Genomic DNA, 2,993 nt, shown 5'->3' with positions numbered 1-2,993 from the left:
CGACGGCGGTGTGGGCCGTCTCGGCGTCGGCCCACCGCAGGGCGACGAGCGTCACCACGAGGGTCGCGACGACCCCCAGCGCATAGAGCCCTCCGATCGCGATTCCCACAAGCTGGCCGGGGCTGCGCCGAAAGCCGTTCAGCAGGAGCCGCCACTTCAGGCTCAGAAGGTGCGCAACCATTCCAGGCCCCCCGTCTGGTTTCCGCCGCCCACGAGCTGCACAAAGCGGTCCTCGAGCGTGGCGCCATCGCGGACCTCGTCGACGGTACCGGCGGCGAGGACCCTGCCGGCAGCCACGACGGCTACGTGGTCGCACATGCGCTGCACAAGGTCCATGACGTGGCTCGAGACGATGACCGTCCCTCCCGAGGCCACATAGTTGTCAAGAATTCCCCTGATATTGGCTGCCGAGACGGGATCCACGGACTCAAAGGGCTCGTCCAGCACCAGCAGCCTGGGCGCATGGATGAGCGCCGACGCGAGGGCAATCTTCTTCGTCATGCCGGCGGAGTAGTCCACCACGAGGTGCCGGCGTCGGCGCTGAGATCCAGGGCGGCCATCAACTCCCCCACCCTTTGGGCAACGACGTCCCTGTCCATGCCGCGGAGCAAGCCGGCGTAAGTAACAAGCTGCTCACCCGTCAAGCGGTCGAAGAGGCGGACGCGTCGGGCAGTATCCCCATCAGCTTCTTGGCTTCGAGCGGCTTCGTCCACACATCCACGCCGTGGATGTAGGCCGTCCCGAAATCCGGCCGCAAGAGGCCGGTGGCCATGGACAACGTGGTGGTCTTGCCCGCCCCATTGGGACCAACGACGCCGTAGAAGGAGCCGGACGGGACGTCCAGGCTGATGCCGTCGACGGCGATTTTGCCGCCGAAGCGTTTCGCCAGTCCGCGCAGGGCCAAGGCGGGCACCGGGGATGTGGGAGGGGAACCGGGAAGCTGGACAGTCATGCAGTCAGCCTAGCCCCGGGGGCCGTGCCAGGGGTCGTCCCGGAGGGGGAACTACGGGGCGCCTTTACGGATCCGCCTCATCCCAAAGGACTAGCTCCTAGAAGCTGTGCCGTGGAACCGCGCGCTGATACTGCGGCGCCCAATCCAAGGGGAAGCCGAGTTCAAATGCCGCGCGGAGCCACCAGTGCGGATCGCGGAGGGCTGCCCGTGCCATGAATACACCGTCGGCTTGGCCCGTAGCTACAGTGTGTTCGGCCTGTCCTGAGGATGTCAGGAATCCGACGGCTCCGGTGGGAACTCCCGCTTCGCGCCGGATCTGTTCGGAGAATCCCGTCTGGTATCCCGGGCCGGCCTTGATCCGCTGATGGGCCACCGCACCCCCGCTGGAGACGTCCACCAAGTCCACGCCGCGCTCGGCCGCGGCCCTCGCGAGACGCACCGAGGCGTCAATGTCGATGCCGCCCTCGGCCCAATCACTGGCGGAAATCCGCAGCAGCAACGGCATCGAATCCGGAATGACCGCACGGACGGCGTCAACGACCGCAAGCATCAAGCGGTTTCGTGCCGCCTCGCTGCCTCCCCAGGAATCCTCGCGCTTATTGATGAGCGGGCTTTGGAATTGGTGCAGGAGGTAGCCATGCGCGCCGTGGATCTCCACCGTGTCGAACCCGGCGTCCACAGCCCGTCCGGCCGCCGCGGCGAAATCCGAAATCACGGCGTGGATGTCCGCCTCGCTCATGGCGCGAGGAGCTGCAAGCCCGGCGAAGGCCTCAACTCCGGGGCCGCGGGTAACCCACCCGCCGTCGGACTCCGCTACCGATCCGCTCTCTTCCGCGAAAGGCCAATAGGTGGAAGCCTTGCGGCCGGCGTGCGCCAGTTGGACGCCGATCTTGCCGCCCACCGCACTGTTGCGGTGGACGAAGTCCACAATCCGCTCCCAGGCGCCCGCTTGCTCGTCCGTGTACAGTCCGGCGTCCCGCGGGCTGATCCGCCCCTCCGGGCTGACGGCCGACGCCTCGGTGAGGATGAGCGCCGCGCCGCCCGTGGCAAACGCTCCAAGATGCACCAGGTGCCAATCGTTCGGCACGCCGCCCCCGCCGTCGGGCGAGCAGCTGTATTGGCACATCGGGGAAACCCAGCCGCGATGCGGCAACGTCAAGGAGCGCAATTGAAGCGGACTGAACAACGCCGGCTGCGTCATTAGAAGAGGACCCGCGCCAGACCTTGCCGGGCCTTGGCAACGCGTTGGTCCGCAATGCCGACGACGTCGAACAGCTCCAGCAGGCGCACACGAGCCGTCTCGCGCTCGGGCCCGAAGTTGCGGCCAATGAATGCGATGATGCGGTTGAACGCGTCCTCGATGTGTCCGCCCGAGATGTCGAGGTCGGCCACTGTGAGCTGTACTTCGATATCGTCCGGCTCCTCCGCCGCACGCTGACGCATGGCTTCGGCATCCGTTGCCGTCAGGAGCTCAATCCTGCCCATGAGTTCCACCTGGGCAAGTCCGGCCTTCGCCTCGGCGTCAGCCGGTTTCTCGGCCAGCGCCTGGCGGTAGGCACTGGCGGCGGCGGCGTAATCCCCCGCTTCAATGGCGTCGAAGGCTGCCTGGTGCAGCGGCGGCAAAGGAGGGGCCTCCGCAGCAGCGGGGCCAGCGCCGATGCTGCCCGTTACGCCGTTGGCTTCGGCCACCTTGAGGAGTTCATCGATGAGGGCACGGATTTCCTGGTCCGACGCGGGCCCCTCGAAGAGCGGCACGGGCTGGCCCTTCAGGACCGCGACGGCGGTGGGGACAGCCTGGACCTGAAATGCCTGCGCAAGCTGCGGGAACGCGTCCACGTCCGCCGCGGCCAGCACCACTTTGCCGGCGTAGCTTTCGACGACGCCTTCGAGGCTATGAAGGAGGGTCGAGGCCTCCAAGGAGCGATTGGACCACAAGAGGAAAAGGACGGGAATCTGCGCGGAGAGCTGGACGAGGTCCTGGAAATTGGCCTCGGTGGCATCTACGCGAAGGGGCTGGCCGCTTCCCGGGCTTCCGCCGGAG

At 67.0% G+C, this 2,993-nt stretch carries 2 protein-coding genes and 2 pseudogenes; all 4 read right to left on the bottom strand.

Translation table 11 applies throughout. The annotated features are described in order from the left end of the window. Window positions 1-181: pseudogene (locus AHiyo1_RS25255) on the bottom strand (transporter); the annotation flags it as partial. Continuing rightward, window positions 163-952, bottom strand: a pseudogene (locus AHiyo1_RS23665) (ABC transporter ATP-binding protein). The pseudogenes AHiyo1_RS23665 and AHiyo1_RS25255, both read right to left, overlap by 19 nt. Window positions 953-1,049: 97 nt before the next feature. Continuing rightward, window positions 1,050-2,153, bottom strand: a complete 1,104-nt coding sequence (locus AHiyo1_RS23660) for an NADH:flavin oxidoreductase/NADH oxidase (protein ID WP_059390253.1) — start codon at window positions 2,151-2,153, stop codon at window positions 1,050-1,052. After that, on the bottom strand, window positions 2,153-2,993 hold an 841-nt coding region (locus tag AHiyo1_RS23655), incomplete at its 5' end, for a tetratricopeptide repeat protein (RefSeq protein WP_059390252.1). The genes AHiyo1_RS23655 and AHiyo1_RS23660, both read right to left, overlap by 1 nt.

The organism is Arthrobacter sp. Hiyo1, from assembly GCF_001263615.2.
GTDB lineage: Bacteria > Actinomycetota > Actinomycetes > Actinomycetales > Micrococcaceae > Arthrobacter.
Note: the sequence above shows the minus strand (reverse complement) of the source record. Positions and strands in the feature narration are given on the sequence as shown.

What these genes read in the sequence shown, in the direction of transcription:
- AHiyo1_RS23660 (WP_059390253.1), bottom strand. Translation starts at nt 2,153, where the DNA reads ATGACGCAGCCGGCGTTGTTCAGTCCGCTTCAATTGCGCTCCTTGACG.